The organism is Methanobrevibacter sp. (genome assembly GCF_045541095.1).
Classification (GTDB): domain Archaea; phylum Methanobacteriota; class Methanobacteria; order Methanobacteriales; family Methanobacteriaceae; genus Methanocatella.
The window spans coordinates 1-4,232 of the sequence record NZ_JAZQIJ010000079.1; the positions used below are offsets into that span (position 1 = coordinate 1).

Below are 4,232 nucleotides of genomic sequence, written 5' to 3' on the forward strand. Positions count from 1 at the left end.
CATTATTCTTGGTTCTACATTAACCCTCATATTAGCAAAGAACATCCTCATCAACTTAGGGTATGTAGGTTTCTTATATTCATATAATGAGTACCAACCAATTTCAACAAATAGAGTATCTATGCCTAAAGCAGACAAATCATTGCCTAAACCTCTTTCTACACAAATAGCTCTATTTGAGAAATTACTTAAAAATCTTTGAACATTGTCACCTGATGAGGAAGTACGATCCATTGGCTCGTTTGCTCCTTGATTCAGTCCTCCTCAAGCGTTTCTTGGGTGCCATTGACTTCAATTAGGCTTTGGGTGTTTTGATTTTGAGAGGATTTGAGTTAGGGTTTTCGAAAATTTTGATTTTCTCCCGTTTACTGTTTTCTGAAACTCTGGATAGTATTTAAACTATCGATCAACCGGTCGACCGGTTTCCTTGGGATAATTTCAACCGGTCGACCGGTTTACTCCCAAGATGAGAATTTTCCAAATTTCTCTTTTGAACTTTTCTTTGCACTCAAAATGTAGCCTTTTCATGTAAAAATTATGTCCAAAAGGCAAAGAAATCAAGGGGCTAAAAGTGCTAATTTTCGGCAGTAGCCAAGGCTACTGTTCCTCTGGCTCAACCGGTCGACCGGTTGATCCAGATGCATGAACCGGTCGACCGGTCCATGCAAAAATGGAAATTTTTGCACTTTGACTTTAAAATCTTGATTTAAACTTCAAAATACCCTTTATGTCCAAAAATCATTTTCAGAAACATTTTCCTCCGAAATTTCAAAAAATTCCAGTAGCCATCCTTTGTTTTTCTGCCTCAACCGATCGACTGGTTGGGCTTGCTCTTGATGAACCGGTCGACCGGTTCATCCCAGAATTTTTAAACTCCCTAAAATTTGTTTTGAACAAATTTCTTATGCTTCAAGTGTATACATTTTAACATCAAATAAATCCAACTTATAACCATTGATGTATACATAATTCAAACATCATTTGTATGGATAAACCCTAGGTTCCTTCTTATTTCGGAAAAGCGATCTTTTCCTAAGGGTTTTGTAAAAATATCTGCAAGTTGATGTTCTGTACCTATAAACTCAAGTACAATATCTCCTTTTGCAATATGATCCCTTAAGAAGTGATGTCTTACTTCTATGTGTTTTGTACGAGAGTGTTGAATAGGATTTTTAGATAGGCAAATTGCACTTGTATTATCACATTTAATCGGAGTATTTTCAAACTTAAGTCTATAATCCTCTAGAGTTTGTTTCATCCATAGTACTTGTGCACAGCAACTCCCCGCCGCAATATATTCTGCTTCAGTTGTTGATAGGGCTACCGAGTTTTGTTTCTTACTCGCCCATGATACTAGTGATGATCCTAGAAAATGACAAGTTCCACTAGTACTTTTCCTATCAATTTTACAACCCGCAAAATCTGCATCCGAATAACTGATTAAACTCATTTCACTTCCCTTCGGATACCACAACCCTAAATCAATTGTACCATGCAAGTAACGAAAAATTCTTTTTACTGCACTAACATGGGATTCTTTTGGACATGCTTGAAATCGTGCACATAAACATACACTAAACATAATATCGGGTCTACTTGCGGTTAAATATAAAAGAGAACCGATCATACCTCGATATTTGGTGATGTCTACGGTTTTACCTTTTTCGTCCATATCAAGCTTAATAGATGTCCCCATGGGTGTGTCGGCATCTTTGACATGTTCCATCCCAAATCTTTTCAGAAGATCCTTGGTGTACTTGCTTTGGTTGATGAAGATGCCATCTCTTGTTTGCTTAATTTGCAATCCAAGGAAGAAATTTAATTCTCCCATCATGCTCATTTCAAATTCCTCTTGCATGCATTTTGCAAATTCCTTACACAGAGATTCGTTAGTAGCACCAAAAATTATATCATCAACATAGATTTGTACAATAAGGATATCTTTTCCTTTTCTTTTCGTAAAAAGGGTGGTGTCAATTTTGCCAATGTTAAAATCATTTTCAATAAGAAATGTTTTTAATCTATCATACCATGCCCTAGGTGCTTGTTTTAAACCATACAAGGCCTTTTTGAGTTTAAAAACATGATTAGGAAATTCAAAATTTTCAAAGCCTTGAGGTTGTTCAACATATACTTCTTCCATTATAAAGCCATTTAAAAATGCACTTTTAACATCCATTTGGAAGAGCGTAAAATTGGCATGACATGCATAGGCTAATAGCATTCTTATAGATTCAAGTCTAGCCACTGGTGCAAAGGTTTCTTCATAATTTATTCCTTCTTCTTGATTATAACCTTTAGCAACTAGTCTTGCTTTGTTTCTAACAATAGTCCCATGTTCATCAATTTTGTTTCTAAAGACCCATTTAGTACCAATTATTGATAAATCTTTTGGCCTAGGGACTAGTTCCCAAACATCATTTCTCTCAAACTGATTTAGCTCATCTTGCATGGCTAAAATCCATTTTTCATCATTTTCGGCTTCAAGAAAGGTTTTAGGTTCTATTTGAGAAACAAATGCATAATGCCCACTAATGTTTCTAAGGGATGCTCTAGTTTTAGTTCCCTCAAAAGGATTACCAATAATTAAATCTGGAGGATGAGAACTTACATACCTTAGCTCCTTTGGCGGCTCAAAGGAGGTACTTACCAACTCTTGTTGATCGCTTGAGCTTGGTTGGTCCTTGTTCATGTCTTCATTTGATGACTCCTTTGGGTTTTTATCATTAAGATTCAAATTTTGAACACTTTCATTTAAGTCATCTAGAATCTCAACAATTTTGTCATTTTGAGTTTCCTCAAAAGCGACATGCATGGATTCCTCAAGACAAAGTGTTCTATTATTGTATACTCTGTAAGCCTTGCTAGAGGAGGAGTATCCAAGAAAAATTCCAACATCGGATTTTGAATCAAATTTATCAAGGTTGTCTTTAGTGTTTAGAATAAAACATTTTGAACCAAAGACTTTAAAATAAGAGATGTTGGGCTTCCTCCCTTTCCAAAGCTCATAAGGAGTCTTTTTCAACTCAGGTCTCAAAGTAACACGGTTTAAAACATAGCAAGAAGTGTTTACAGCTTCCGCCCAAAAATATTTCGGGGTGTTAAATTCATTTATCATTGTTCTTGCCATTTCTTGAAGAGACCGATTTTTCCTTTCCACAACCCCATTTTGTTGGGGAGTTCTAGGCATTGAAAAATTGTGGTGGTATCCTTTTTCTTCACAAAACGTTTCAAATAAATCACTTATGAATTCACCACCTGATCGCTCCTTATGTTTATTATAGAAAATCCTTTCTCGTTTTCGATTTTCTTTGAAAACTTTACAAATTCATAAATGGTTTCATCTTTTGATTTCAAAAATATAACCCATGTATACCTAGTAAAGTCATCAACGATTACAAACACATATCTATTACCACTTAAACTTCTTGTTCTAGTTGGTCCAAATAGATCTATATGAAGTAATTCTAAAGGTCTTTCGGTTGATATGTGATTCTTACTTTTAAAAGACGTTTTAACTTGTTTACCCATTTGGCAAGCGTCACATAGCTTTTCCTTTATATATGCAATATGAGGAAGACCTTTAACTAAATCATTTTTAGCTAATTTTGAAAGGATGTCCATGCTTATGTGACCTAGTCTTCTATGCCATAGAAAACTATCATTTATACTAGCAACAAGACAACTTTCAATACTCATACATGTATCTATTTTGATTTTATAGATGTTTCCAATTCTATTACCGATAAAGATAATTTTATCATTTTCAAGTATTAAGCAACATGTATGATCAAAAATGATTTTATAGCCTTTGTCACATAATTGACTTATACTAAGCAAGTTATGTTTAAGACTATCAACAAGAAATACATTTTCAATGGAGGGTGAAGACATACCTCCAATGTTACCAATTCCAACAATTTTCCCTTTTGAGTTGTCCCCAAAAGTCACTTTTCCTCCTTTAGTTTTGGTAAGGCTTGAAAAAAGAGTGCCGTCTCCGGTCATGTGTCTTGAACAAGCACTATCCAAAAACCACTCCCCATGTTCCCTTAGTTCCTACAAAACAGAATCAAGATGAGGATTTTGGTACCCATACCTTCTTGGGTCCCTTTTGGTTAGGGGTGGTTCCTTTTGGAATCCAAATCATTTTAACAGTCTTATTTTTCTTCATAGGACATGCATAAATCAAATGTCCTGATTCTCTACAGTAATTGCATGTATGACTTGGATCA

General features: G+C 35.1%; 3 protein-coding genes. All 3 read right to left on the reverse strand.

Annotated features, from left to right (window positions below; translation table 11 throughout):
* A partial coding sequence (locus tag ACKI2P_RS03555) for a hypothetical protein (RefSeq protein WP_407375077.1) occupies positions 1 to 234 on the reverse strand: 234 nt, incomplete at its 3' end.
* Positions 235 to 970: 736 nt separating this feature from the next.
* Entirely contained in the window at positions 971 to 3,130 is a 2,160-nt protein-coding gene (locus tag ACKI2P_RS03560) for a reverse transcriptase domain-containing protein (protein ID WP_407375079.1), read from the reverse strand.
* Between the two features lie 113 nt (positions 3,131 to 3,243).
* Positions 3,244 to 4,029 (reverse strand): hypothetical protein, encoded by a 786-nt coding sequence (locus ACKI2P_RS03565; RefSeq protein WP_407375081.1) that lies wholly within the window; start codon positions 4,027 to 4,029, stop codon positions 3,244 to 3,246.
* Between the last annotated feature and the right edge of the window lie 203 nt (positions 4,030 to 4,232).

What these genes read in the sequence shown, in the direction of transcription:
- ACKI2P_RS03560 (WP_407375079.1), bottom strand. Translation starts at nt 3,130, where the DNA reads ATGGCAAGAACAATGATAAATGAATTTAACACCCCGAAATATTTTTGG.